Source organism: Ruegeria sp. ANG10 (assembly GCF_040705255.1).
Taxonomy (GTDB): domain Bacteria; phylum Pseudomonadota; class Alphaproteobacteria; order Rhodobacterales; family Rhodobacteraceae; genus Ruegeria.
Map to the genome: position 1 here is coordinate 378,986 of NZ_JBFCVU010000004.1, position 25,930 is coordinate 404,915.

Annotated in this window: 29 protein-coding genes; 28 read left to right on the forward strand and 1 reads right to left on the reverse strand. The window is 58.9% G+C overall.

Annotated features, from left to right (window positions below):
- A complete protein-coding gene (locus tag AB1A64_RS11780; protein ID WP_366551579.1) occupies positions 1–1,164 on the forward strand; it encodes an isovaleryl-CoA dehydrogenase in 1,164 nt (387 codons plus the stop codon).
- Between the two features lie 44 nt (positions 1,165–1,208).
- Here the strand turns inward: AB1A64_RS11780 and AB1A64_RS11785 are convergent, their stop codons facing one another.
- Positions 1,209–1,811, reverse strand: coding sequence for an OmpW family outer membrane protein (locus tag AB1A64_RS11785; protein ID WP_366551580.1), 603 nt, complete (start codon positions 1,809–1,811; stop codon positions 1,209–1,211).
- A gap of 136 nt (positions 1,812–1,947) precedes the next feature.
- Between AB1A64_RS11785 and AB1A64_RS11790 the strand changes: the two genes are divergently transcribed.
- The 27 genes from AB1A64_RS11790 to AB1A64_RS11920 all read left to right on the forward strand — a co-directional run bounded on the left by AB1A64_RS11790 (position 1,948) and on the right by AB1A64_RS11920 (position 25,930).
- Complete coding sequence (locus AB1A64_RS11790) at positions 1,948–3,474, forward strand: AMP-binding protein (RefSeq protein WP_366551581.1); 1,527 nt, start codon at positions 1,948–1,950, stop codon at positions 3,472–3,474.
- A complete protein-coding gene (locus AB1A64_RS11795) occupies positions 3,471–3,947 on the forward strand; it encodes a hypothetical protein (RefSeq protein ID WP_366551582.1) in 477 nt (158 codons plus the stop codon). Before AB1A64_RS11790 ends, AB1A64_RS11795 begins: the two co-directional genes overlap by 4 nt.
- Positions 3,944–5,548 (forward strand): carboxyl transferase domain-containing protein, encoded by a 1,605-nt coding sequence (locus AB1A64_RS11800; RefSeq protein WP_366551583.1) that lies wholly within the window; start codon positions 3,944–3,946, stop codon positions 5,546–5,548. The genes AB1A64_RS11795 and AB1A64_RS11800 overlap by 4 nt, the downstream gene beginning before the upstream one ends.
- Entirely contained in the window at positions 5,548–5,973 is a 426-nt protein-coding gene (locus tag AB1A64_RS11805) for an ASCH domain-containing protein (RefSeq protein ID WP_366551584.1), read from the forward strand. The genes AB1A64_RS11800 and AB1A64_RS11805 overlap by 1 nt, the downstream gene beginning before the upstream one ends.
- A 3-nt stretch (positions 5,974–5,976) precedes the next feature.
- A complete protein-coding gene (locus AB1A64_RS11810; protein WP_366551585.1) occupies positions 5,977–7,905 on the forward strand; it encodes an acetyl/propionyl/methylcrotonyl-CoA carboxylase subunit alpha in 1,929 nt (642 codons plus the stop codon).
- Positions 7,906–7,983: 78 nt separating this feature from the next.
- The gene (locus tag AB1A64_RS11815; RefSeq protein WP_366551586.1) at positions 7,984–8,838 is read left to right on the forward strand and encodes a hydroxymethylglutaryl-CoA lyase; all 855 of its coding nucleotides are present in this window, start codon (positions 7,984–7,986) and stop codon (positions 8,836–8,838) included.
- A 9-nt stretch (positions 8,839–8,847) separates the two neighbouring features.
- Positions 8,848–9,630 carry a crotonase/enoyl-CoA hydratase family protein gene (locus AB1A64_RS11820; RefSeq protein ID WP_366551587.1) on the forward strand — a complete coding sequence of 261 codons (783 nt, stop codon included), beginning with the start codon at positions 8,848–8,850 and terminating at the stop codon, positions 9,628–9,630.
- 193 nt (positions 9,631–9,823) lie between these two features.
- Positions 9,824–10,189 carry an NADH-quinone oxidoreductase subunit A gene (locus AB1A64_RS11825; protein ID WP_050602775.1) on the forward strand — a complete coding sequence of 122 codons (366 nt, stop codon included), beginning with the start codon at positions 9,824–9,826 and terminating at the stop codon, positions 10,187–10,189.
- A complete protein-coding gene (locus AB1A64_RS11830; RefSeq protein ID WP_010442777.1) occupies positions 10,180–10,713 on the forward strand; it encodes an NADH-quinone oxidoreductase subunit B family protein in 534 nt (177 codons plus the stop codon). The genes AB1A64_RS11825 and AB1A64_RS11830 overlap by 10 nt, the downstream gene beginning before the upstream one ends.
- 11 nt (positions 10,714–10,724) lie before the next feature.
- A complete protein-coding gene (locus tag AB1A64_RS11835; RefSeq protein ID WP_366551588.1) occupies positions 10,725–11,330 on the forward strand; it encodes an NADH-quinone oxidoreductase subunit C in 606 nt (201 codons plus the stop codon).
- The gene (locus AB1A64_RS11840) at positions 11,330–11,503 is read left to right on the forward strand and encodes a hypothetical protein (RefSeq protein WP_010442775.1); all 174 of its coding nucleotides are present in this window, start codon (positions 11,330–11,332) and stop codon (positions 11,501–11,503) included. The genes AB1A64_RS11835 and AB1A64_RS11840 overlap by 1 nt, the downstream gene beginning before the upstream one ends.
- A gap of 1 nt (position 11,504) precedes the next feature.
- Positions 11,505–11,630, forward strand: a complete 126-nt coding sequence (locus tag AB1A64_RS11845; protein ID WP_366551589.1) for a hypothetical protein — start codon at positions 11,505–11,507, stop codon at positions 11,628–11,630.
- Complete coding sequence (locus AB1A64_RS11850) at positions 11,630–12,853, forward strand: NADH-quinone oxidoreductase subunit D (protein WP_366551590.1); 1,224 nt, start codon at positions 11,630–11,632, stop codon at positions 12,851–12,853. Before AB1A64_RS11845 ends, AB1A64_RS11850 begins: the two co-directional genes overlap by 1 nt.
- Positions 12,853–13,950, forward strand: a complete 1,098-nt coding sequence (nuoE, locus tag AB1A64_RS11855; RefSeq protein ID WP_366551591.1) for an NADH-quinone oxidoreductase subunit NuoE — start codon at positions 12,853–12,855, stop codon at positions 13,948–13,950. Before AB1A64_RS11850 ends, nuoE begins: the two co-directional genes overlap by 1 nt.
- Positions 13,951–13,982: 32 nt before the next feature.
- Positions 13,983–14,204 carry a DUF5337 domain-containing protein gene (locus AB1A64_RS11860; protein WP_366551632.1) on the forward strand — a complete coding sequence of 74 codons (222 nt, stop codon included), beginning with the start codon at positions 13,983–13,985 and terminating at the stop codon, positions 14,202–14,204.
- Between the two features lie 12 nt (positions 14,205–14,216).
- On the forward strand, positions 14,217–15,515 hold the full coding sequence (gene nuoF, locus AB1A64_RS11865; RefSeq protein WP_170395745.1) for an NADH-quinone oxidoreductase subunit NuoF: 1,299 nt from the start codon (positions 14,217–14,219) through the stop codon (positions 15,513–15,515).
- A 330-nt stretch (positions 15,516–15,845) separates the two neighbouring features.
- Positions 15,846–16,262: an MAPEG family protein gene (locus AB1A64_RS11870; protein WP_366551592.1), complete on the forward strand. Its 417-nt coding sequence runs from the start codon at positions 15,846–15,848 to the stop codon at positions 16,260–16,262.
- Positions 16,263–16,285: 23 nt separating this feature from the next.
- Positions 16,286–16,657, forward strand: a complete 372-nt coding sequence (locus tag AB1A64_RS11875) for a hypothetical protein (RefSeq protein WP_366551593.1) — start codon at positions 16,286–16,288, stop codon at positions 16,655–16,657.
- Positions 16,658–16,755: 98 nt separating this feature from the next.
- On the forward strand, positions 16,756–17,160 hold the full coding sequence (locus tag AB1A64_RS11880; RefSeq protein ID WP_366551594.1) for a DUF5333 domain-containing protein: 405 nt from the start codon (positions 16,756–16,758) through the stop codon (positions 17,158–17,160).
- A gap of 3 nt (positions 17,161–17,163) precedes the next feature.
- Positions 17,164–19,185, forward strand: a complete 2,022-nt coding sequence (gene nuoG, locus AB1A64_RS11885) for an NADH-quinone oxidoreductase subunit NuoG (protein ID WP_366551595.1) — start codon at positions 17,164–17,166, stop codon at positions 19,183–19,185.
- Positions 19,186–19,380: 195 nt separating this feature from the next.
- Positions 19,381–20,418, forward strand: coding sequence for an NADH-quinone oxidoreductase subunit NuoH (gene nuoH / locus AB1A64_RS11890; protein ID WP_058280290.1), 1,038 nt, complete (start codon positions 19,381–19,383; stop codon positions 20,416–20,418).
- A gap of 2 nt (positions 20,419–20,420) precedes the next feature.
- Entirely contained in the window at positions 20,421–20,915 is a 495-nt protein-coding gene (nuoI, locus tag AB1A64_RS11895; protein WP_366551596.1) for an NADH-quinone oxidoreductase subunit NuoI, read from the forward strand.
- Complete coding sequence (locus AB1A64_RS11900) at positions 20,912–21,322, forward strand: carboxymuconolactone decarboxylase family protein (protein ID WP_366551597.1); 411 nt, start codon at positions 20,912–20,914, stop codon at positions 21,320–21,322. Before nuoI ends, AB1A64_RS11900 begins: the two co-directional genes overlap by 4 nt.
- Positions 21,319–21,921, forward strand: a complete 603-nt coding sequence (locus tag AB1A64_RS11905; protein WP_366551598.1) for an NADH-quinone oxidoreductase subunit J — start codon at positions 21,319–21,321, stop codon at positions 21,919–21,921. Before AB1A64_RS11900 ends, AB1A64_RS11905 begins: the two co-directional genes overlap by 4 nt.
- A gap of 4 nt (positions 21,922–21,925) precedes the next feature.
- Positions 21,926–22,231 carry an NADH-quinone oxidoreductase subunit NuoK gene (gene nuoK, locus AB1A64_RS11910; protein WP_005984024.1) on the forward strand — a complete coding sequence of 102 codons (306 nt, stop codon included), beginning with the start codon at positions 21,926–21,928 and terminating at the stop codon, positions 22,229–22,231.
- A gap of 7 nt (positions 22,232–22,238) precedes the next feature.
- The gene (gene nuoL, locus AB1A64_RS11915) at positions 22,239–24,386 is read left to right on the forward strand and encodes an NADH-quinone oxidoreductase subunit L (RefSeq protein WP_366551599.1); all 2,148 of its coding nucleotides are present in this window, start codon (positions 22,239–22,241) and stop codon (positions 24,384–24,386) included.
- Positions 24,386–25,930 carry an NADH-quinone oxidoreductase subunit M gene (locus tag AB1A64_RS11920; protein WP_366551600.1) on the forward strand — a complete coding sequence of 515 codons (1,545 nt, stop codon included), beginning with the start codon at positions 24,386–24,388 and terminating at the stop codon, positions 25,928–25,930. Before nuoL ends, AB1A64_RS11920 begins: the two co-directional genes overlap by 1 nt.

The following is a 25,930-nucleotide window of genomic DNA, read 5'->3' on the forward strand; positions in this document are numbered from 1 at the left end:
ATGTTCACGGCCACAATGCAATTCGATCTGGGTGAGGATGTGAACGCCCTGCGCGAGATGGTGCATCGCTGGGCGCAGGATCGGGTCAAACCGATGGCGGCCGAGGTCGATCAATCGAACGCCTTTCCCAATGAGCTGTGGAAAGAGATGGGTGACCTCGGGCTGTTAGGGATCACCGTGCCCGAAGAGTATGGCGGGGCGGGGATGTCTTATCTGGCCCACACCGTTGCAGTGGAAGAAGTGGCGCGGGCTTCAGCCTCGGTTTCGCTGTCTTATGGGGCGCATTCGAACCTGTGCGTCAATCAGATCAAGCTGAACGGCAATGACGAGCAGAAGGCGAAATATCTGCCGCGCCTGATCTCGGGTGACCATGTTGGCGCGCTTGCGATGTCCGAAGCCTCGGCCGGATCGGACGTTGTGTCGATGAAGCTGCGCGCGGAAAAGCGTAACGATCATTATCGTCTTAACGGCAACAAATATTGGATTACCAATGGGCCGGACGCGGACACGCTGGTCGTGTATGCCAAGACGGACCCGGATGCGGGCTCAAAAGGGATCACGGCCTTTTTGATCGAGAAAGAGATGAAGGGTTTCTCGACCTCTCCGCATTTCGACAAGCTGGGGATGCGGGGGTCGAACACGGCCGAGCTGATTTTTGAGGACGTCGAGGTACCGTTCGAAAACGTTCTGGGCGAAGAGGGCAGGGGTGTAGCCGTTCTGATGTCAGGGTTGGACTATGAACGTGTTGTGTTGGCCGGGATTGGCACCGGCATCATGGCCGCCTGTCTGGATGAGATCATGCCCTATCTGGCCGAGCGTAAGCAGTTCGGCAAACCGATCGGCAGCTTCCAACTGATGCAGGGCAAAATCGCCGATATGTACACCGCGATGAATTCCGCGCGGGCCTATGTCTATGAGGTCGCCAAGGCCTGTGATCGGGGGGATGTGACCCGTCAGGATGCGGCGGCGTGCTGCCTTTACGCCTCGGAACAGGCGATGACGCAGGCGCATCAGGCTGTGCAGGCGATGGGCGGGGCCGGGTTCCTGTCGGACTCAGCGGTCAGCCGGATATTCCGAGACGCCAAGCTGATGGAGATCGGCGCGGGCACCAGTGAAATTCGCCGAATGCTGATCGGACGCGAGTTGATGGGCGAAATGCGCTGAGCAAAACGCCCCGCCAAAGGGTGGCGGGGCGTTTAAGACAAGGATCAGAAGCGATGGACGTAGGATACGCCGACCAGCCAGGGATCGATTTCTGCGGTGCCGATATCGGTGCCGTTCAGTTTGACGTCCGAGTCGATGTCGAACCAGCGCACGTTCAGACGCACGGCTCCTTTTTCGGTGACCATGTAGTCCAGGCCGGCTTGCAGCGAGACACCGAAGGAGTTGTCGATGTCCAGATCCCCAAGCGCGGATTTTTCGTCAAAGAAGATGGTGTAGTTCAGACCGGCGCCAACATAGGGCTTCCAGGCGCTGTTGTTCGCGAAGTGATAGTTCAGCGACAGGGTGGGCGGCAGGTGTTTGGTGCTGGCCAGGTCGGTGCCCCCCAACGCGATGCTGTGGCTGAACGGGGTCGCAGCCAGCAGTTCGATGCCCAGATTGTCCCGGACGAAATACTCTACTGTGAAGATCGCGCTGGTGTCTGCGTCAATGTCGGCATCAAGACCAGCCAGGGTTCCGTTGTCGGATTTCGGGTCCAGATAGCCAACACCAACACCCACGGTCCAGTCACCTTGGTTCTGGGCCATGGCGGGGGCGGCAAGCGCGACAAGCGCAGTCGAGAGCGTCAAAGCGGCGAGTGTTTTGGTCATTTTATGGCCTTTGAATTTGTTGATGAGTCGCTTGTGCAGGACCGGGCCGACGCGAACTCTGATCTGCATCAAGTTTCTGTGAGAGCGGGAGGTCGCCCGCGCCCGCCAAGAGTAAGAAAAACAAGGGGTTTTGCGCATGCATCCCGATAGCTGCATACCTGGTATGTCGAAGGCGGGCGTCTGGGATATTCCGGATCAGCTCAATATGGCGCGACAATGCTTGGCGCATCCTCGTGACGGCGTCGCGATCATTGACCTGACAGACGGCGACCGAGAGGTTGTGACCTTTGGCCAACTCACGCGTATGACCGACGGGATCGCGCATGATTTGCAACAGCAGGTGCAGCCCGGGGACCGCGTGGGTGTGTTGCTGAGCCAGTCACCCTGGTGCGCAGCGGCGCATCTGGCGATCTGGAAACTTGGCGCGATCTCAGTGCCACTGTTCAAGCTGTTCAAGCGGGATGCGCTGGCCTCGCGCGTTGGGGACGCAGGCGCGCAATGGGTGCTGACCGATGCCGAAGGGGTGGCATTGCTGGGCGATCTGGCCCAGCCGGTATTGGTCGATCAGATTGCACCGTCGGATGATCCTTTCCCTTGTGCCAATACCGGTCCCGAGGATCCTGCGGTGCTGATCTACACCTCGGGTACCACGGGCACCCCCAAGGGCGCACTGCATGGGCACCGGGTTCTGACCGGCCACCTGCCGGGTGTTTCGATCAGCCACAACCACCTGCGCGACAGCGATTGTCTGTGGACGCCTGCCGACTGGGCCTGGATTGGGGGACTGTTCGACGTGTTGATGCCCGGGCTTGCGCTGGGCATTCCCGTGGTTGCGGCACGGTTGGAGAAGTTCACCCCCGCAGCCTGCGCCGACTTGATCGCACGCGGCGGGGTGCGAAACGTGTTCTTCCCTCCGACCGCACTTCGCATGCTGAAGGCGGCCGATCAGGCCATCCCCGGCTTGCGCTCAGTCGCTTCGGGCGGTGAGCCTCTGGGGGCCGAGATGCTGGCCTGGGGACAAAAGGCGTTTGGCCTGACGATCAACGAATTCTACGGCCAAACGGAATGCAACATGGTCGTGTCGTCCTGTGCCGAGGATTTCCCGGTGCAACCTGGCTGTATCGGCAGGCCAGTGCCGGGGCACGAGGTTGCGGTAATTGATGAGGACGGCAATCCGACCGATGAAGAGGGCGACGTGGCCATCCGGTGCGGCTCGGCCTCGATGCTGCTGGAATATTGGAACCGGCCCGAAGCCACCGCCGAGAAGTTCAGGGGTGACTGGCTGATCACCGGCGACCGCGGCGTGTGGGAAGGCGACTATCTGCGTTTCGTAGGCCGCGATGACGACGTGATTACCTCAGCCGGATACCGCATTGGTCCCGCTGAGATCGAGGATTGCCTGCTAACCCACCCGGCGGTGGCGACAGTGGGTGTGGTTGGCAAGCCCGACCCGCTGCGGACCGAGATCGTGAAGGCCTATGTGGTGTTGAAACCTGGGGGCGAAGCCTCAGGCTGGGAATTGCAGGATTGGGTCAAGGACCGTCTCGCGCAGTATTCCTACCCGCGCGAGGTGGCGTTTCTGGAGGAATTGCCGATGACAGTGACGGGAAAGGTGATCCGGAAGGAATTGAAAGCCCGTGCGGCGGGGGAGGTAAAGGTATGAGACACAAACTAGCAGTTTATTTTTTGCCAGTGTCATTCGCTTGCCAAGCGCTAGCGGAAAACAGTCCGGTCCCAGTTGATGTTTTGGCGTGGTTTGAAGGGTGTACACAACTAACACAGCCTGCCAACGGGATGTTCATGGATACCAACTGCGCGGATCTCGCCATTCAATACTGTGTGATCGGTCGTGCAAGAGACAAACAGCAACAGTGTTTTGTAGAATTTTCAAAGCAGGTCTCTTTACTGTCGGGCAAAATTCGAGATGACCTTCCTCTAAGCATTAACGGCACGACCTGGCGTGCGCGGGGTTATGAGCGAACGTATAGACAGTTGGTCGAAGATGTTTTTGACGTTTGTGACTCTTCTCCGGTTGCCGATATTTCACCAGATGTGTGGTGCGACGCGTATCTGAAAACCGGAGAATGGTTGCAGTGGCGATCCTTGGAGCGAATTGCTGATGAGGTGCAACAATGAAACTCACATCCAAAGCCATGCCCGCCTCCGAGGGCTTCAAGGCAAACCGTTCGGCCCATCTCGACGCTCTGGCGCAAATCTCAGCCGCCGCCGAAGCCGCCCGCATGGGCGGTGGTGAGAAATCCCGTGTGCGGCATGAATCTCGGGGAAAGATGCTGCCGCGCCGTCGTGTGGCGAACCTGTTGGACCCGGGGTCTCCGTTCTTGGAAATCGGCGCGACGGCGGCAAATGGGATGTATGGCGATGCCGCGCCTGCTGCCGGGGTTGTCGCGGGCATTGGCCGGGTGCAGGGGCGCGAGGTTATGGTGGTGTGCAACGACGCCACAGTGAAGGGTGGCACCTATTACCCGATGTCGGTCAAGAAACACCTGCGCGCGCAGGAGATAGCTGAGGAAAACAACCTCCCCTGTATTTATCTGGTCGATAGCGGCGGTGCGAACTTGCCCAATCAGGATGAAGTTTTCCCCGACCGCGATCACTTTGGCCGCATCTTCTACAATCAGGCGCGGATGAGCGCGAAGGGGATCGCTCAGATCGCCGTTGTGATGGGGTCGTGTACGGCGGGCGGGGCCTATGTGCCTGCGATGTCGGATGTGACGATCATCGTGAAAGAGCAGGGCACGATCTTTCTGGCCGGGCCACCCTTGGTCAAGGCAGCGACCGGAGAGGTTGTCAGCGCCGAAGATCTGGGCGGCGGCGACGTGCACACCCGCCTGTCCGGCGTGGCCGACTATCTGGCCGAGGATGACGCCCACGCGCTGGCATTGGCGCGCCGCGCGGTCGGATCGCTGAACCTCCGAAAGCCACAAACGGTGGATTGGGCCAGCCCCGAGGACCCGGCCTATGACCCCGAGGAAATTCTGGGTGTGGTCCCTGCCGATCTGCGTACGCCCTACGATATCCGCGAGGTGATCGCACGGCTGGTCGATGCCTCGCGTTTCGATGAGTTCAAACCGCGCTTTGGCGAGACGCTGGTGACAGGGTTTGCCCATGTCAAAGGTTGCCCGGTCGGGATCATCGCCAATAACGGCGTGCTGTTTTCCGAGGCCGCGCAGAAGGGCGCGCATTTTGTCGAGCTGTGCTCGCAGCGCAAAATCCCATTGGTGTTCCTGCAGAACATCACAGGCTTCATGGTGGGCCGAAAATACGAAAATGAAGGCATCGCACGGCATGGGGCCAAGATGGTGACAGCTGTGGCCACGACGAACGTGCCGAAGGTCACGATGCTGGTTGGTGGCTCGTTCGGGGCCGGGAACTATGGCATGGCCGGACGAGCGTATCAGCCGCGGTTCCTGTGGACCTGGCCGAATTCACGGATATCCGTGATGGGAGGTGAGCAGGCGGCGGGCGTTCTGGCCACCGTCAAACGAGACGGGATCGAACGGCAGGGCGGAACATGGTCCGCCGAGGAGGAGGCCGAGTTCAAACGCCCGACGCTGGAGATGTTCGAGGAACAATCGCACCCGCTCTACGCGTCGGCCCGATTATGGGACGACGGCATAATAGACCCGCGCAAAAGCCGCGATGTGCTGGCCCTGTCGCTAAGCGCTGCGTTGAACGCCCCAATTGAAGAGACACGTTTCGGCGTGTTCAGGATGTGATGTGCATGGACCTGAAAGAAGTAATGGCCCGCTACCCGGACGCACAGACTTTTAAGTTCGGCGATAGCGCTGCCTTGAGTGCTGAATTGCTGGCATTGGTGCGCTCAGGCCAAAAAAAAGCAACTTGTGGGGCGCTGCGCTACTATCCGGACGGAAGCCCTGAGACACCGGTTGTCGGGCGGCGCGATATCGCTCTGGAATGGGATGACAACCCGGCTTTGGTCATCGAAACAATCGATGTCTCGATCTGTCGTTTCTGCGACGTGACCGCTGACTTCGCTTTGGCCGAGGGAGAGAATGAAACGCTTGAAGGATGGCGCGAGGACCATCGCCGTTACTTCGAGCGCAATGGCGGTTTTGATCCTGAGATGGAGTTGTTGTGCGAACGGTTCCGTCTAGTCGAAGACCTGGCTGTTGAGGGGTAAGACATGTTCAATAAAATCCTGATTGCCAACCGAGGCGAGATTGCCTTTCGGGTCATGGAAACGACCCAAAAAATGGGCATCTCCTGTGTTGCGGTCTATTCCGACGCGGATGCCTCGGCAAAACATGTGCAGATGGCAGATGAGGCGGTGCATATTGGCGGCGCGGCTCCGGCTGATAGCTATCTTAAAGGCGACGTGATCATTCAGGCTGCGTTGGACACAGGCGCGCAGGCGATCCATCCGGGGTACGGTTTTCTTTCAGAGAACCCTGATTTCGTTGATGCGGTTAAGGCGGCGGGCCTGACCTTTATCGGCCCTTCGGCGGATGCGATCCGCAAAATGGGTCTTAAGGATGCGGCCAAGGTTCTGATGGAGCAGGCAGGCGTGCCAGTTGTTCCGGGCTACCACGGTGACAATCAGGACCCCGAACATCTGGCGGGCGCTGCTGAAACCATCGGCTACCCTGTGTTGATCAAGGCAGTGGCAGGTGGCGGCGGCAAGGGCATGCGGCTGGTCGAACGCCCCGAGGAATTCGCCGCTGCACTGGACAGCGCCCGTGGCGAGGCGAAAACCGCCTTTGGTAATGACGCCGTGTTGGTCGAGAAATTCGTTGCCAAACCACGCCATATCGAGGTGCAGGTCTTTGGCGACGGCACCCACGCGGTGCATTTGTTCGAACGCGACTGTTCGTTACAACGCCGCCATCAGAAAGTGATCGAAGAAGCTCCGGCCCCGGGTATGACGGCTGAGATGCGCGAGGCGATGGGGCAGGCGGGCGTGCGCGCGGCCGAGGCGATTGGCTATAAAGGGGCAGGGACGGTTGAATTCATCGTCGACGCCTCGGACGGTCTACGCCCGGATCGGTTCTGGTTCATGGAGATGAACACGCGCCTGCAAGTAGAACATCCCGTGACCGAGGCGATCACCGGGGTCGATCTGGTCGAATGGCAATTGCGGGTCGCCGCTGGTGAAGCGTTGCCGAAACGTCAAGACGATCTATCCATCACTGGCCACGCATTTGAGGCCCGCCTCTATGCCGAGGACGTGCCCAAGGGCTTCCTGCCTGCAACGGGCACCCTGACGCATCTGCAATTCCCTACGGCCTGCCGTGCCGATAGCGGAGTGCGTGCGGGTGATACGATCAGCCCTTGGTATGACCCGATGATCGCCAAAGTCATCGTCCATGGCCCCACGCGCGCGGTTGCACTGGAACAGCTTCATCGTGCCCTGCAACAGACCGAGGTCGCGGGCACCGTGACCAACCTCGCCTTTCTGGGCGCGCTGGCCCGGCATGAAGGTTTCGCCACAGGTGATGTGGATACCGGGCTGATCGGGCGGGATATTGATGCGCTGACACAGGTAGCACCGAATTCGGCAGCGACATGCGTGGCGGCTGCGATGACGGCGTTGGATTTGGTCGATACGACTGAAGAGACTGGGTTTTCCCTGTGGGCTCCGCTGCACCGTGCAGTTCAGCTAAAGGCAGATGACACCCTTGATCTGGACGTTCAGGTTGAAGGTTCAAATCGTCAGGTTTGGCAGGTCGGGGAAGATACTGTCATTGCCGAGCGGAGCAACGATATCTGGTCCATTGACGGCAGCCCAATGCCGCAGGTGTCGGTTTCGGGTACGCGGATCACGGTCTTTGATACCTACGGGCAGGCGTTTGACATTATTGATCCGCTGGACCGCGATGCAAGCGCTGCAGGCGATACCAACGTGATCGAAGCCCCCATGCCTGGTTTGGTCAAGGCGGTGTTTGCCGCCGTGGGCCAAGAGGTGAGTGAGGGGGACAGGCTTGCCATTTTGGAGGCCATGAAGATGGAACATTCCCTGCTGGCCGCACGTGACGGTGTCGTGGCCGAGGTGCTGACTGAGGACGGCGCGCAGGTCGAAGCCGGAGCGGCCCTGATCAGGTTGAAAGAAGAGTGACCTGTTCGCGCGCCGCATCGCGTGGCACAGTCACGCCATCCGAACAGGAAACGAAACAAAACCGGGAGAAGCGCAGCCATGGGTGAGCGGGTCGAGATTTTCGAAGTAGGTCCACGCGACGGCCTGCAAAATGAACAGCGTGAGATTCCGGTGGCGGAGAAAGTGGCTTTGGTCGATTGCCTCAGCCGGGCGGGGTTTAAGCGGGTCGAATTGGCTAGTTTTGTTTCGCCCAAATGGGTGCCACAGATGGCCGGCAGTGCAGAAGTTTTGGCGGGAATAAAAAGGGCAGATGGGGTGCGCTATGCCGCGCTGACGCCCAACATGCGAGGGTACGAGGATGCCTTGGCGGCCAAGGCGGATGAGATTGCGGTGTTTGCTTCGGCCTCCGAGGGGTTCTCGAAAGCCAATATCAACGCCACGATTGCCGAATCCATCGAGAGGTTCACGCCGATCCTCGAGGCCGCACGCCACATTGACCTGCCGGTGCGTGGCTATGTGTCCTGCGTGACCGATTGCCCCTATGATGGCCCAACCCCGCCCGAGAAGGTGGCGGAGGTCGCGGATCTACTGTTCGGCCTGGGCTGCTACGAGGTCTCATTAGGTGACACAGTCGGGCAAGGAACGCCCGATACCATCGCGCATATGCTGTTGGCCGTACGCGAACGCGTGCCGGTAACCCGGCTGGCGGGGCATTTTCACGACACCAACGGGCGGGCCATCGACAATATAGACGCTGCGCTGGCACTGGGCGTACGAACCTTTGATACGGCGGTTGGTGGCCTGGGCGGTTGCCCTTACGCGCCCGGAGCAGCCGGGAATGTCGCCACCGAGGCCGTAGCCGCCCATCTGGAGCGGCTGGGCTATGAGACCGGGCTTGATCTGGAAATTGTGGAACAGGCTGCGCAAATGGCGCGGGCCATGCGGCTAGAGTGAGGGGCGGGCATGTTTGAAACGATCTCGGTGACCACAGACGCGCGTGGAGTTGCGACTTTGACGCTCGACCGGGCGGAAAAGCACAACGCGATGTCGGCGCGGATGATTGCCGAACTGACACAAGCGGCCGCGCAACTGGGTGCAGATGACACAGTGCGCGTGGTGGTGCTGACCGGGGCGGGCAAAAGTTTCTGTGCGGGCGGTGACTTGGGTTGGATGCAGGACCAGATGGCCGCCGACTCCGAAACGCGGTTTGCCGAGGCGCGCAAGCTGGCCGAGATGTTGCAGGCGCTGAACACCATGCCCCGCCCGCTGATAGGTGCGATTCAAGGCAACGCGTTTGGCGGTGGTGTTGGGCTGACTGCTGTTTGCGACGTGGCCATTGGCTTGGACAGCGTAAAGATGGCCCTGACCGAGACGCGGCTGGGTCTGATCCCGGCGACGATTGGTCCATATGTAATCGCCCGCATGGGCGAAGCGCGGGCGCGACGCGTGTTCATGTCGGCCCGGATGTTTGATGCCGCTGAGGCGGTTGAGCTTGGGCTGTTAGCCAAAACTGTTCCGGCCACCGAATTGGATGATGCAGTCGAAGCCGAGGTTCAGCCCTACCTTTCGTGCGCACCAGGCGCGGTCGCCTCGGCCAAGGAACTGATCCGCGAGCTGGGGCCCAAGATTGACGATGCCGTGATCGACCAAACGATCCGAGCCCTGGTGGACCGATGGGAGACGGACGAGGCGAAAGAGGGAATCAGCGCATTCTTTGAAAAGCGAAAACCTGTATGGAAAAGTTAGGTTTAAGCCTTAATTTCATTGCAGTTGCGGTAGGAATCACCTTTCCCGGATCACAGGGCATGACAAGTGGATTATTACTCCTGTCTGCGACTGTGTTTGGTTGACCCTCTGACCCCGCGCGGATAGAGAATGTCCAGTCAACACGCCAATTGACGGCGCCCCCCGACTGGGTTGCGCAGGAAAGGAGCTATTCGTGGAAGACCTGCTACGGGAGTATCTCCCGATTCTGGTGTTTCTGGCCGTTGCTGTCGGCCTTGGAATCGTCCTGATTCTGGCGGCTGTGGTTCTGGCAGTCCGCAATCCCGACCCTGAAAAGGTCAGCGCATATGAATGTGGCTTCAACGCCTTTGACGATGCGCGGATGAAATTCGACGTCCGGTTCTATCTGGTTTCGATTCTTTTCATCATCTTCGATCTGGAAATCGCCTTTCTGTTTCCGTGGGCCGTGGGCTTCAAGGACATCAGCGATGTTGGATTCTGGTCCATGATGGTGTTTCTGGGCGTTCTGACCATCGGCTTTGCCTATGAATGGAAGAAGGGGGCCTTGGAATGGGAGTGATGACGGGTGCAAACACCGCTGGCGTCGACAAAGAAGTCGCCACCCAGGCCCTGAATGCCGAGCTTCAGGACAAAGGGTTCCTGCTGACCTCGACCGAAGACATTATCAACTGGGCCCGCACCGGATCGCTGCACTGGATGACCTTTGGTCTGGCCTGTTGCGCGGTTGAGATGATGCACACGTCGATGCCGCGCTATGATGCGGAACGGTTCGGGATTGCCCCGCGCGCGTCTCCGCGTCAGTCGGACGTGATGATTGTGGCGGGAACGCTGACCAACAAGATGGCCCCGGCGCTGCGCAAGGTATACGACCAGATGCCCGAGCCCCGCTATGTGATTTCGATGGGGTCCTGCGCAAATGGCGGGGGGTATTACCACTATTCCTATTCGGTTGTGCGCGGCTGTGACCGCGTGGTTCCAGTGGACATCTACGTGCCTGGCTGCCCACCGACCGCCGAAGCACTGCTGTACGGTCTGATGCAGTTGCAGCGCAAAATCCGCCGTACCGGCACCATTGTACGCTGAGGAGAGAGCTGATGAGCGAAGCACTCAAAGAACTCGGCGCGCAGCTTGAACTGAAACGGGCCGATTGCGTTCTGTCCTGGGATGTGTCCCATGGCGAGCTTAACGTGGATGTGGCGCCTTCGAACCTTGTGGAATTCGTGGAGTTCCTGAAATCCGACCGAAACTGCCAGTTTTCGTCACTGGTTGACATCACTGGCGTGGATTACCCCGAACGGGCCAAGCGGTTCGACGTGGTGTATCACTTCCTGTCGATGTACCAGAACCAGCGCATCCGCCTGCGGGTTTCAATCCGCGAAGAAGACATGGTGCCCTCGATCGTTGACGTACACCCCTCGGCCAACTGGTTCGAGCGTGAGGTGTTCGACATGTTCGGCATCCTGTTCTCGGGCCACCCGGACCTGCGCCGCATCCTGACCGACTATGGGTTCCGCGGCCATCCGCTGCGCAAGGATTTCCCGACAACTGGTTATACCGAGGTGCGCTATGACGAGGCGCAAAAGCGCGTGGTCTACGAGCCTGTGTCGTTGGTGCAGGAATATCGTCAGTTTGATTTCATGTCCCCGTGGGAAGGCGCGAACTACATTCTTCCGGGGGATGAAAAACAGGAGACTGAATAATGGGTGGCATCTGGTGGCTGATCCTGTCTGCGCTGACTATCATTCCGATGGTGAAGATATTGCCGTTTTTCGGGATCAACAAATACTGGTGTCTGCTCTGTCTGGTTCCCTTTGGCACGATTGCGTTGCTGTGGTGGGTCGGGCTGAAACTGCAAGAGCTGGAGCGCCGCTGACATGATGGGTGAACTGATCGTTTTGGGCGCATTGGGCGTCTTGCTTGCAGGGGTCGCGGCCAAAGCTGCCGAAGCTGAAAAGGTTCGGGTTCGGGCCGAAGCGAAAAAGAACAAACGGGGGCGTTGATGGACGGCTCAAGATACGATGACGGCAGCACGGACGCGCTGAGCGGAGAACAGAAAATCCGCAACTTTAACATCAACTTCGGCCCGCAACATCCTGCGGCGCACGGAGTTTTGCGTCTGGTGCTTGAGCTGGACGGTGAGATTGTCGAACGTTGTGATCCGCATATCGGCCTGCTGCACCGTGGCACCGAAAAGCTGATGGAAAGCCGGACGTACCTGCAGAACCTGCCATATTTCGACCGGTTGGATTATGTGGCACCGATGAATCAGGAGCACGCCTGGTGTTTGGCCATCGAAAAACTGACCGGGGTTGAAGCGCCGCGTCGTGGCTCGCTGATCCGGGTGCTGTATTCCGAGATCGGCCGTATCCTGAACCACCTGCTGAACGTGACCACTCAGGCGATGGATGTCGGCGCGCTGACGCCGCCTCTGTGGGGGTTCGAGGAACGCGAAAAGCTGATGGTGTTCTATGAGCGTGCCTGTGGTGCCCGCCTGCACGCGGCCTATTTCCGCCCCGGCGGTGTCCATCAAGACCTGCCGCCAGAACTGCTGGACGATATCGAGGCCTGGAGCCACGAATTCCCCGCCGTTCTCGATGACATCGACGGTCTGCTGACCGAAAACCGCATCTTCAAACAGCGTAATGCCGATATTGGCGTGGTGACCGAGGATGACATCCAGAAATACGGCTTCTCGGGGGTGATGGTGCGTGGATCGGGTCTGGCCTGGGACCTGCGCCGCGCACAGCCCTATGAATGCTATGACGAGTTCGAGTTCCAGATCCCTGTCGGTAAGAACGGCGACTGCTATGACCGCTATTTGGTCCGCATGGAAGAGATGCGCCAGTCCCTGTCGATCATCCAGCAGGCCATCGCCAAAATCCGTGACTGCCCGGGCGACGTTCTGGCCCGCGGCAAGATCACCCCGCCGAAACGCTCGGACATGAAGACCTCGATGGAAAGCCTGATCCATCATTTCAAGCTGTACACCGAAGGCTTCCACGTGCCTGCAGGCGAGGTTTACGCCGCCGTCGAGGCCCCTAAGGGCGAGTTCGGCGTCTATCTGGTCGCCGACGGCACCAACAAACCCTACCGCGCCAAACTGCGCGCGCCGGGGTTCCTACACTTGCAAGCCATGGACCATGTCGCCAAGGGCCACCAACTGGCCGACGTCGCCGCAATCATCGGCACCATGGACGTCGTATTTGGAGAGATTGACCGCTAATGCTCCGCCGCCTCCACCCAGAACAACCCGAAAGCTTTGCCTTCTCCGCTGCCAACCAGCAATGGGCCGAAGCGCAGATCACCAAATATCCCGAAGGCCGTCAGGCCAGCGCAGTGATCCCGCTGCTGTGGCGCGCGCAGGAGCAGGAGGGATGGCTGAGCCGTCCGGCGATTGAATCCGTCGCCGACATGCTGGGCATGGCCTATATCCGCGTTCTTGAGGTTGCTTCGTTCTACTTCATGTTCCAGTTGCAACCGGTTGGCTCGGTGGCGCATATTCAGGTCTGCGGCACGACCTCGTGTATGATCTGCGGGGCCGAGGATCTGATTGCTGTCTGCAAGGAAAAGATCGCAACCAAGCCGCACGAGCTTTCGGCTGATGGCAAGTTGAGCTGGGAAGAGGTGGAATGCCTCGGCTCGTGCACCAATGCGCCGATGGCTCAGATCGGTAAGGACTACTACGAGGATCTGACCACCGAGAGCTTTGGCAAAATCCTCGACGATTTGGTTGCTGGCAAAGTACCGACGCCGGGTCCACAGAATGGGCGTTATGCAGCCGAACCTCTTAAGGGGCTGACCAGCCTGACGGAATATGACAGCGGCAGAACCCAGTATAATGCCAGTGTCGCACTGGCGACTGATTTGGGCGATACGGTCAAGCGGATCGACGGTACAGAAGTGCCGATCTTGACCCCTTGGCTGGGTAAGGACGGTAAGGCTGCGGCGACCAAGGCGGCACCGAAACCTCCGAAAGCACCGGCACCGGGCAAGCCTGCGGTGAAACAGGCCGAAGAGGCGAAGGCGAAAGAAGACCAGCCGGAAACCCTGACCGCGCCGCGCGATGGAAAAGCTGATGACCTGAAGATGCTCAAAGGTGTCGGGCCCAAGCTGGAAGAAACGCTGAACGAGTTGGGCTTTTACCACTACGACCAGATCGCAGCCTGGACACCAGCGCAGGTGGCCTGGGTCGATGCGCGGTTGAAGTTCAAAGGCAGGATCGAGCGGGATGGCTGGATCGAACAGGCCAGTAAGCTGGCGGCGGGTGAAGAAACCGAGTTCGCCAAACGTGTCAAGGAAGACGGCACTTACGAAGACTAGGACGCATGCCCATTCGGGGCATGAAGGATGAGATGGACAAGGACAAGGAACAGGCCATAGCCCGCAAGGGCCGTCATATCGGGGTGGTCATCGCCGCGACCATGCTGCTTTGGCTTGCCATGACATTGTTCATCGGCCCTGCGCTGGGATTGCCGGGGCGATTTGCGCTGCTGTTTGATTTCGCTGCTTTGGCGGGATTCATCTATGCAGGCGTCAACATTTTTCAACTCTGGCGCATGCGTCAGGATAGCTGAAGGTAACACGCGATGCTGAAGGATCAGGACCGGATCTTTACCAACATCTACGGGATGCACGAGCGTACGCTGAAAGGCGCGCAGGCCCGCGGGCATTGGGACGGCACAGCTGGCCTGATTGGCAATGGGCGCGACTGGATCATTCAGACGATGAAGGACTCGGGCTTGCGTGGTCGGGGCGGTGCGGGTTTCCCAACCGGTTTGAAATGGTCGTTCATGCCCAAGGAAAGTGATGGTCGTCCGGCTTATCTGGTGGTGAACGCGGATGAATCCGAGCCCGGCACCTGTAAAGACCGTGAAATCATGCGCCATGATCCGCATACGCTGATCGAAGGCTGCCTGATCGCGTCTTTCGCGATGAATGCGCATACCTGTTACATCTACCTGCGCGGCGAATATATCCGCGAGCGTGAGGCGCTGCAGGCCGCGATTGACGAAGCCTATGACGCTGGTCTGCTGGGCAAGAACGCTGCCGGTTCGGGTTGGGATTTCGACCTGTTCCTGCATCACGGGGCAGGGGCCTATATTTGCGGCGAAGAGACCGCCCTGATCGAAAGCCTTGAAGGCAAGAAAGGCATGCCGCGGATGAAACCTCCGTTCCCGGCGGGCGCGGGGCTTTATGGTTGCCCGACGACGGTGAACAACGTGGAATCTATTGCGGTTGTGCCGACCATCCTGCGTCGCGGTGCCGACTGGTTCGCGGGCTTTGGTCGTCAGAACAATGCGGGTACCAAGCTGTTTGCCATCTCGGGTCATGTGAACAACCCCTGCGTGGTCGAAGAGGCAATGTCTATTCCCTTTGAGGAGCTGATCGAAACCCATTGCGGCGGCATTCGCGGCGGTTGGGATAATCTTCTGGCGGTAATTCCGGGTGGGTCTTCGGTACCCTGTGTGCGCGGTGAGAACATGCGCGATGCGATCATGGATTTTGACCACCTGCGCAACGATCTGGGCTCGGGCCTGGGGACTGCTGCGGTCATCGTGATGGACAAGTCCACGGACATCATCAAGGCGATCTGGCGGCTGTCGAAATTCTACAAACATGAAAGTTGCGGTCAGTGTACGCCCTGCCGTGAAGGCACCGGCTGGATGATGCGCGTGATGGACCGTCTGGTGCGCGGCGAGGCCGAGCTGGAAGAGATCGACATGTTGTTCGATGTGACCAAACAGGTCGAAGGCCACACGATCTGCGCCCTCGGCGATGCGGCCGCCTGGCCGATCCAGGGCCTGATCCGTAACTTCCGCGAAGAGATAGAAGATCGCATCAAGGCCCAGAAATCGGGCCGGATGGGCGCGATGGCGGCGGAGTAAGATGGCGGTTATTTCATCATATCTGTCTGTTGTCGGTATCGGCTTGATTGTTTCTGCCCTGGTGGTTTTGCTGAGAGCAAATGGCGCGAAAACTGTTGTGGCGGTTTGCTTGGGTGCTGGACCTATAATGATTGGGTTCGCGCTGTCCTTTCTATCTGCCGGCCTTGGTTATGGAGGGTCGCTAAACCTTCCGATATTTAGCGCAATAATCGTGGTTACCGGGTCCATGGCATTTTGGCAGGCTCGAAAAGCTGCGAGGAGATTGTCGGATGCCACTTAAGAAATTCGCTGTCACCAAATGCTTCGCAATTGCGGCATGGAGATAAAGTAATGGAAGTTTTTTCAGAATACGGACACGCAATCGCCTCGATAGTGATCTTTACGCTCGTGCTTCTGTTCATGTCGCCATTCACCGCTTTGGCGAAACAAAGCAAAGGGTTGGCACCGGGGGCCACACCCGAACAAGACTATGCTGACAAGGCCTATCGCCTGAATCGCGCCTATTTGAACGGGACCGAGACGCTGCCCGCCTATCTGACGGTCATCGTCGCGGCGATTCTCATGGGGGCCAGCCCATTTTGGGTCAATTTGCTGGCTTCGGTCGCATTGCTGGCGCGCCTGATAATGCTAGTGGTGCATATTCGCGGTATCGGCAAACCGTCTGCTGGTTTGCGCTCGGTTCTGTATGTCATCGCCTGGGCCTGCATGGTCGTGATGGGGATTATGGCAATAGTGGCGGCGTTTTGATGAAGACTTGGGGGAAATATCAGATGTTCGGGCGAAAAGGCTGTGTCGGCCGTGTATCCTTGGTGACTGGGGTGTTCGCCTTGTCACTTATTTCGGCGTGCGGTGGCATCACGTCGTCCAGTGATCGTGTCCTCTTTGACGGTAAGTTTTTTCGGGCCAAGGCAAAGCCCGTCGATAAAAAGGCGATGCCGACCGAGTTCACCGTGGTTGTGAATGGGGTTTCTGCCTCGTTGGACGGCGCGCGCGAAGCGGGACGGTACGAGGGGACGAAATTCTGCATCAAGAACTTCGGTTCTTCCAGCATAGCGTGGAAGGTCGGTCCCGACACTGAACCCCAGAACTTGCGTGTCAGCGATGACAAGTTGACCTTTGCAGGAGCTTGCCAGCGACCATGACGCGCGTGTCCGCATATCACTCGATGACACGGGGGATGTTATTGCATAGCACCCCGACTGCCGGTCGTCTTGGGTTTCCCAAGACGAGAGGAATTGTCATGTCCAGTGTGAAAATGTTGACGCTGCTGTCTGTGCTGGCTTTGCCCACCATCGCCGAGGCGAAACCGCCCTTGCGCGAAGTCAAAGAAATCGACAACGAACTCTATTACATCGCAATTGCAAATGAGATTTCGGAATATTGCCCTTCGATCAGCGGGCGGCGTCTGAAAGCGATCGGTGTGCTGTGGGGATTGAAGTCACAAGCGAACAAACTGGGATACTCGGACAATGAAATCCGGGCGTATGTGGATTCGGATGCCGAAAAGGACCGGATGCGCGCCAAGGGCGAGGCGTATCTGGCCCAACACGGTGTCACCTACGAAAACCCCAATTCCTTCTGCACGCTGGGGCAGAAGGAAATCGAAAGAAACAGCGCCATTGGCGTTTATTTGAGGGCGAACTAGACGATGTCTGACCTCCGTAAGATCAATATCGACGGGCAGGAAATCGAAGTCGATGGTGCGATGACCCTGATCCAGGCTTGTGAGCAAGCCGGGGTCGAGGTGCCGCGTTTCTGTTATCACGAACGTTTGTCGATCGCAGGGAATTGCCGGATGTGCCTGGTTGAGGTTGTAGGCGGCCCGCCCAAACCTGCGGCGTCCTGCGCGATGCAGGTGCGCGATTTGCGCCCCGGCCCTGAAGGGCAAGCGCCGGAGGTCAAAACGAACTCACCCATGGTCAAAAAGGCCCGCGAAGGGGTGATGGAGTTTCTGCTCATCAACCACCCGCTGGATTGCCCGATCTGTGATCAGGGCGGCGAGTGTGACCTGCAGGATCAGGCGATGGCCTATGGTCTGTCGGGCAGCCGCTTCAAGGAAGCCAAGCGCGCGGTGGACGATCTGGATCTGGGGCCGTTGGTTGGCACTGCGATGACCCGCTGCATCAGCTGCACCCGTTGTGTGCGGTTCACGACCGAGGTCGCCGGGATCACTCAGATGGGTCAGACGGGGCGTGGGGAAGATGCCGAGATCACCTCATATCTGAACCAGACACTGGATTCGAACCTGCAGGGCAACATCATCGACCTGTGTCCGGTGGGGGCGCTGACTTCAAAACCTTACGCCTTTACGGCCCGCCCGTGGGAATTGACCAAGACCGAGAGCATCGATGTTATGGATGCCTTGGGTTCAAACGTCCGGGTGGATACCAAAGGGCGTGAGGTCATGCGCTTCCTGCCGCGCAACCATGACGGCGTGAACGAAGAGTGGATCAGCGACAAGACCCGCTTTGTGTGGGACGGTCTGCGGCGTCAGCGTTTGGACCGCCCATATATTCGCGAAAACGGCAAGCTGCGCCCGGCTTCGTGGCCTGAGGCACTGACTAAAGCGTCCGAGGCGCTGAAAGGGGCCGAGAAACCGGTGGGTATCGTGGGTGATCTGGCGCCAGTCGAAGCGGCCTTTGCGCTCAAACAGATGATCGAAGGTCAGGGCGGTGTCGTCGAATGCCGCACCGATGGTGCCCGACTGCCTGCGGGCAACCGTGGAGCTTATGCCGGGACTGCTGCGATCGAGGATATAGACAGAGCCGAGCGTATTCTGCTGATCGGTACCAACCCGCGTGAGGAAGCTCCGGTTTTGAACGCGCGTATCCGTAAGGCATGGGCGCACGGGGCCGAAATTGCTCTGGTCGGTCCGTCAGTCGACCTGACTTATGCGTATCACCACATGGGTGACAACCGCGCGGCACTGCAAAAAGTCGTCGATATGGGCGGCGATGATGAGATCAAAGGCAAGGCGTCTCTGGTCATTGTGGGGCAGGGTGCGCTGCAAGAGGCTGACGGTGCCGCTGTTCTAGCCGCTGCGCAAGCCATTGCTGCGAATACAGAAAGTGGTCTGATCGTTCTGCATACGGCAGCCTCGCGCGTGGGTGCGATGGACGTGGATGCGACCAACGAAGGGGGCATGGATGCGATCAGCGCAGCGGACGTAATCTATAACCTTGGCGCGGACGAGGTCGAGATCGGTGAGGGCGCGTTCGTCATCTATCAAGGCAGCCATGGCGATCGGGGCGCACACCGCGCTGATGTGATCCTGCCCTGCGCGGCCTATACCGAGGAAAACGGCCTGTTCGTGAACACCGAAGGCCGTCCTCAGCTGGCCATGCGCGCAGGTTTTGCGCCGGGTGAGGCCAAGGAAAACTGGGCGATCCTGCGGGCCTTGTCAGCCGAGTTGGGCGCGACGCTACCCTACGACTCGCTGGCGCAGCTGCGCAGCGCACTGATCGAGGCGGTGCCGCATCTGGCGCGCATCGACGAGGTGATCGAAAACGAAGTGCAGGTGATGGAGGCTGGACCTCTGGGCACAGCAACTTTCCGCAATGCGATCAAGGACTTTTACCTGACAAATCCAATCGCCCGCGCCTCGCAACTGATGGCGGAACTATCGGCGCAGGCACAGGCGCGCAAGGCCGGAAAGATCGCGGCGGAATGAACCAGACCTGTTTCATATCGCTTTTAGGCGCCGACACTACGGCGGCCGTGATAATGCGCGTGAAACGTAACAATAAGGGTGGCGCAAGTGCGGCGGATGCTGTTTACACCAACGCGCCGACCCAGCCGCAAATTGCACAGGCAAATGGCCTTCGCAATACACGCGGAAAACGGAATACCCACGGTGTGAGGACCAATGGCTGATTTCTTTAACACCCCAGGCGGAATAGCCATCATCATTCTGGCGCAAGTGCTTGCAGTCGTTGCCTTTGTGATGATCTCGCTGTTGTTCCTCGTCTATGGCGACCGCAAGATCTGGGCGGCGGTTCAGATGCGTCGCGGTCCCAACGTGGTGGGCGTCTATGGCTTGCTGCAATCGGTAGCGGATGCGCTGAAATATGTGGTGAAAGAGGTGGTTATCCCCGCCGGGGCCGACCGCACGGTTTTCATGCTGGCACCGCTGACAAGCTTTGTCTTGGCGATGATTGCTTGGGCGGTGATACCGTTTAACGACGGCTGGGTCCTGTCAGATATCAACGTCGCCATTCTGTATGTCTTCGCCGTATCCTCGTTGGAGGTTTATGGTGTAATTATGGGTGGTTGGGCGTCGAACTCAAAGTACCCGTTCCTCGGCTCGCTGCGGTCAGCGGCGCAGATGATTTCTTATGAGGTCTCGATTGGCCTGATCATCATTGGCGTCATTATCTCGACCGGATCGATGAACTTTGGTGAAATCGTACACGCTCAAGATGGCCGCTTTGGCTTCTTCAGCTGGTACTGGTTGCCGCACTTCCCCATGGTCTTCCTGTTCTTCATCTCGGCGCTGGCGGAAACCAACCGCCCGCCGTTCGATCTGCCCGAGGCGGAATCGGAACTGGTCGCCGGATATCAGGTCGAATACTCGGCCACGCCCTTCTTGCTATTCATGGCTGGTGAATACATCGCCATCTTCCTGATGTGCGCCCTGACCACCCTGTTGTTCTTCGGCGGTTGGCTATCACCGATCCCGGGCCTGCCGGACGGCGTACTGTGGATGGTCGCCAAGATGGCGTTCTTCTTCTTCCTCTTCGCGATGGTTAAGGCGATCACGCCGCGCTACCGCTATGACCAGCTGATGCGGCTGGGTTGGAAAGTCTTCCTTCCGTTCTCGCTGGCCTGGGTGGTGTTCGTGGCCTTTGCGGCAAAATTCGACTGGTTCTGGGGCGCGTTCGCTCGTTGGAGCGTAGGAGGCTGATCATGACGCAAATCGACTATACCCGCGCCGCCAAGTACTTTTTGCTGCAGGACTTCTGGGTCGGCATGAAACTGGGGCTGAAGTATTTCTTCTCTCCCAAGGCTACCATCAACTACCCGCACGAGAAGGGTCCGCTTTCCCCGCGGTTCCGCGGGGAGCACGCTCTGCGTCGTTACCCGAATGGCGAAGAACGCTGCATCGCTTGTAAGCTGTGCGAGGCGATCTGCCCCGCGCAAGCCATCACCATCGATGCTGAACCGCGTGAGGACGGCAGCCGCCGCACCACGCGGTACGACATCGACATGACCAAATGCATCTATTGCGGCTTCTGCCAAGAGGCCTGCCCGGTCGATGCCATCGTCGAAGGTCCGAACTTCGAATTCGCCACAGAAACCCGCGAAGAACTGTTCTACGACAAGCAAAAGCTGCTGGACAACGGCGAACGCTGGGAAGCCGAGATCGCCCGCAATCTGGAAATGGACGCGCCGTACAGATGACTGACACGCCCACCAACCCGTTCGAGCTGATGATGAAGCAGGCGCAGGACATGGCCAAGGCGATGAACCCGGCGATGGAGAATTTCTCGCCCAAAGGGTTCGAGGCGCTGTGGCCGACCATGCCCAAAGAGGTCATGGAGATGATGTTCGGCAACACCGTCAACAAGGACGGTCTGGATGCCAAAACCCGCCTGCTTCTGACGCTAGCCGGGCTGACCTGTCAGGGCGCTCAGGCGGATGCGGCCGTGCGTCAGACCGTGCGCCACGCGCTTGAGGCAGGTGCCAAGAAACAAGAGATCGTGGAAACGATCGGTCAGATGTCGGTCTTTGCCGGCATCCCGGCCATGACCCGCGCGCTGGATCTGGCGCAAGAGGTCATGGGCGATAACGAGGATGAGGATCAATGACCGTCTTTGCCTTCTACCTGTTTGCCATCAGTGCCATCACCGGCGGGCTGTTCACGGTAATCAGCCGCCAGCCGGTGCACTCGGTGCTGTGGCTGATCCTGTCCTTCCTGTCGGCGGCGGGGCTGTTCGTGCTGTTGGGGGCCGAGTTCGTGGCGATGCTGCTGATCATCGTCTATGTGGGCGCGGTCGCGGTGTTGTTCCTGTTCGTGGTGATGATGCTGGACGTAGACTTTGCCGAGCTCAAGGCCGAGATGGCGCGCTATATGCCGCTGGCCCTGCTGATCGGTCTGGTCATCCTGATGCAGTTTGTCATGGCCTTCGGCGCCTGGGACAGCGCGCAGGGTGCGGCGTCCAATCTGGCGCAACCGGTTCCGGCAGACCGCCACAACACCGAGGCGCTTGGTGTCATTCTTTATGATCAATACTTCCTTTTGTTCCAACTCGCGGGCCTGATCCTGCTGGTGGCCATGATTGGTGCCATCGTGCTGACCCTGCGCCACCGTCAGGACATCAAGCGTCAAGACATCGTCGGCCAGATGATGCGCGACCCGGCCAAGGCGATGGAGTTGAAGGACGTGAAACCGGGGCAGGGACTTTGAGACGATGATCGGACTTGAACACTATCTTACGGTCGCGGCGACGCTGTTCGTCATCGGCATCTTCGGTCTCTTCCTGAACCGCAAGAACGTCATCATCCTGCTGATGAGCATCGAGTTGATGCTGCTGGCGGTGAATATCAACCTTGTGGCGTTTTCCAGTTTCCTCGGCGATCTGGTCGGGCAGGTGTTTACGCTGTTCGTGCTGACTGTGGCAGCGGCCGAGGCGGCGATCGGGCTGGCCATTCTGGTCTGTTTCTTCCGCAACCGCGGCACCATCGCGGTTGAAGACGTCAATATGATGAAGGGCTAAGAGAACTATGGAAACCACCATCCTCTTTGCCCCGCTGGTGGGCGCGCTGCTCTGCGGGTTCGGCTGGAGATTCATTGGCGAGAAAGCCGCCATGTGGACCGCCACAGGTCTGCTGTTTCTGGCCTGTCTGCTGTCGTGGATCGTGTTCTTCACCTTCGACGGGGTGACCCAACAAGTCGAGATCATGCGCTGGATCGAGAGCGGGTCGCTGTCGACAAGCTGGGCCGTGCGTCTGGACCGTCTGACCGCGATCATGCTGATTGTGGTGACGACCGTATCGGCGCTCGTGCATCTTTATTCGTTCGGCTACATGGCTCACGATCCGCAATGGCGCGAGGGCGAGAGCTATAAGCCGCGCTTCTTTGCCTACCTGTCCTTCTTCACCTTCGCCATGCTGATGCTGGTGACGGCGGACAATCTGGTTCAGATGTTCTTTGGCTGGGAAGGCGTGGGTGTCGCGTCTTACCTGCTGATTGGGTTCTACTACCGCAAACCATCGGCCAACGCGGCGGCGATGAAAGCGTTCATCGTTAACCGGGTGGGTGACTTCGGCTTTGCGTTGGGGATCTTCGCGCTGTTCTTCCTGACGGACAGCATCAACTTCTCTGACATCTTCGCATCAGCACCTGACCTGGCGGAAACGCAGCTGCACTTCCTGTGGGGTGACTGGAACGCCATCGAGGTGATCTGTGTGCTGCTGTTCATCGGTGCGATGGGTAAATCGGCGCAGCTGATCCTGCACACCTGGTTGCCGGATGCGATGGAAGGCCCGACACCTGTGTCGGCGCTGATCCACGCCGCGACCATGGTAACCGCGGGTGTCTTTCTGGTGTGCCGCATGTCGCCGCTGATGGAGTTCGCGCCGGGCGCGACCGGGTTCATCACCGTACTGGGCGCCTCGACCGCGTTTTTCGCCGCGACCGTGGGTCTGGTTCAGACCGACATCAAGCGCGTGATCGCTTATTCGACATGTTCGCAGCTGGGCTACATGTTCGTGGCCGCTGGCGTGGGCATGTATTCGGCAGCGATGTTCCATCTGTTCACGCACGCGTTCTTCAAGGCGCTGCTGTTCCTTGGGGCCGGTTCGGTGATCAACGCGATGCATCACGAGCAGGAGATGACCGAATATGGCGGTCTGCGAAAGAAAATCCCCTATACCTTCTGGGCGATGATGATCGGGACACTGGCCATCACTGGCGTTGGTATTCCGTTGACGACCATCGGGTTCGCCGGGTTCCTGTCCAAGGATGCCATCATCGAGAGCGCTTATGCTGGTGGGTCGGCCTATGGCTTCTGGCTGCTGGTGATCGCGGCTGCGTTCACCGCGTTCTACAGCTGGCGTCTGATCTTCCTGACGTTCTACGGCAAGCCGCGCGGTGATCAGCATACGCATGAGCACGCGCATGAAAGCCCGATGAGTATGCTGGTTCCTTTGGGCGTGCTGTCCTTGGGCGCGGTCTTTGCCGGGATGATCTGGTACGGCAACTTCTTTGGTCACGCGGACAAGGTCGGCAAGTTCTATGGCATTCCGGTGGCCGAGGCGTCGGAGCATGCCGAGGCGGGCGATCATGGCACAGCGGATTCACATGCCGATGATGCACACGCTGATGAGGGGCACGCCGAAGACACTCATGCCGATGAAGGGCACGGCGAGAAGGATGCGCATGGTGGCGACCACCACTATGTCTTCGCGGGTGAGCCGGGCGAGGGCGCAATCTATATCGCGCCGGACAACCACATTCTGGACGATGCGCATGCCGCTCCGAAATGGGTCAAGGTCTCACCCTTTGTTGCGATGGTGCTGGGTTTTGCCATGGCCTACTGGTTCTATATCGTGAACCCGTCCCTGCCGGGACGGCTGGCGCAGAACCAGCGTCCGCTTTACCTGTTCCTGCTGAACAAGTGGTACTTTGACGAGATCTACGACGCGATCTTCGTCAAACCCACTGTCGCGCTTGGTCGGTTCCTGTGGAAACGCGGTGATGGCAATACAATCGACGGCTTCCTGAACGGGGTTTCGATGGGCGTTATTCCCTTCTTTACCCGCCTCGCAGGCAAGGCGCAGACGGGCTACATCTTTACTTACGCCTTCTGGATGGTTCTGGGTATCGCAGCCCTGGTCACCTGGATGTCGATCGGCGGAGGCGCACACTAATGGATAATATCCTCTCGATCGTCACCTTTATCCCCGCAGTGGCGGCAGGCATCCTGGCCCTGTTTCTGCATGGTGAGGACGCGGCCGCGCAGCGCAACGCGAAATGGGTTGCCCTGGTGGCGACCACGGTGACCTTCCTTGTCTCGATCGGTATCTACACGGGGTTTGATCCATCCAATACAGGCTTTCAGATGGTGGAAGAGGCCGAGTGGCTGCTGGGTCTGAAATACAAGATGGGTGTGGACGGTATCAGCGTTCTGTTCGTATTGCTGACCACTTTCATCATGCCGCTGACCATTCTGGCCAGCTGGCAGGTCACCGACCGCGTCAAGGAATACATGATCGCCTTCCTGCTGCTGGAAACGCTGATGCTGGGCGTGTTCATGGCGCTGGATCTGGTGCTGTTCTACCTGTTCTTCGAGGCCGGCCTGATCCCGATGTTCCTGATCATCGGCATCTGGGGTGGGGCGAACCGGATTTACGCAAGCTTCAAGTTCTTCCTCTATACCTTCCTCGGCTCGGTGCTGATGCTGGTGGCGATGGTTGCGATGTATTCCGATGCAGGCACCACCGATATCGAAGCCTTGATGAGCCACCATTTCTCGTCCGAAGGGTTCAGCGTGCTGGGCGTTTATATCGTCGGCGGTATGCAGACGTTGATGTTCCTGGCCTTCTTTGCATCCTTCGCCGTGAAAATGCCGATGTGGCCGGTTCATACCTGGCTGCCGGACGCGCACGTTCAGGCGCCGACAGCAGGCTCGGTTGTGCTGGCGGCGATCCTGCTGAAGATGGGCGGCTATGGCTTCCTGCGGTTCAGCCTGCCCATGTTCCCGGTGGGATCGGCAGTGATGACCGATCTGGTGCTTTGGATGTCGGCCATTGCCGTTGTCTACACCTCGCTGGTGGCGCTGGTGCAGGAGGACATGAAAAAGCTGATCGCCTATTCCTCGGTCGCGCATATGGGCTTTGTGACCATGGGCATCTTTGCTGCGAACCAGCAGGGGATCGACGGCGCGATCTTCCAGATGCTCAGCCACGGGTTTATCTCGGCAGCGCTCTTCCTGTGTGTCGGCGTGATTTATGACCGGATGCACACACGTGACATCGATGCCTATGGCGGTCTGGTCATTCGCATGCCCGCCTATGCGCTGGTCTTCATGCTGTTCACTATGGCCAACGTGGGCTTGCCGGGTACCTCCGGGTTTATTGGCGAATTCCTGACGCTGATGGGCGCGTTCCAGGTCAATACCTGGGTAACTGCTGTGGCTGCATCCGGCGTGATCTTCTCAGCCGCTTATGCGCTGTGGCTATACCGCCGGGTGGTGTTTGGCGATCTGATCAAGGAAAGCCTCAAGGCGATGACGGATATGAGCTCGCGCGAGCGGTTGATCTTTGCACCGCTGATCGTGATGACCATCCTGCTGGGCGTTTATCCTTCGCTTGTGACCGACGTGATCGGCAATTCGACCGCCGCGCTGATTTCGAACTATGACACGGCTCTGGCCGCGGCTGAGGCCGCGACCCAGACGGCCGCCTCGCATTAA